General features: G+C 40.0%; 1 protein-coding gene. It reads left to right on the top strand.

The features are described from left to right. The coding region (locus tag QMD21_07885; protein ID MDI6856683.1) for a hypothetical protein at positions 1-590 on the top strand (590 nt) is incomplete at both ends.

Genomic DNA, 590 nt, shown 5'->3' with positions numbered 1-590 from the left:
GATACATCTTGGCATAAATGGCTACCTGATATAGATCAGTATTTTGGACTTATCCTCATTATAGATGACCATTCAAGAAAATTCCTTGACGGGAAGTTAGTTAAAGGGGATACTACCTGGAACAATATGCTTGCATTAAGGAGAGTAGTAGAGAAATATGGAGTATTTCGGGCTCTTTATACAGATAACGACTCTAAATTCAAGTACAACAAGAGGAACTTTTCGCTTTACTTTGATTATCATAAAGACCCTGATGAAGTCCATACCCAGATAGACATGGCATTGAGTAAACTCAGGATACTATTGCTTCATACACCTCCACATGATGCACCCAGTAAGGGCAAAGTGGAGAGACCATTCCGTATGTTTCAGGATAGGCTGATAAAAGAGTTTAGGGCTAACAATATAAGGACTCTTTCTGAGGCAAATGAATGGCTAAGGAAGCGGATAGAGTGGTGGAATGATAATCATAAGCATTGGGTTACCGAGGAAACACCCAACGAGAGATTTAAGAAAGAATCTTGTTTTCAGCCTGTCCCTTATGGGGTGAGTTTGGATGATGTTTTCTGTCTGAGGGTGAAAAGGACGGT

The organism is Candidatus Thermoplasmatota archaeon, assembly GCA_030018475.1.
GTDB lineage: Archaea > Thermoplasmatota > JASEFT01 > JASEFT01 > JASEFT01 > JASEFT01.
This window is presented reverse-complemented; position numbering and strand designations above follow the sequence as displayed.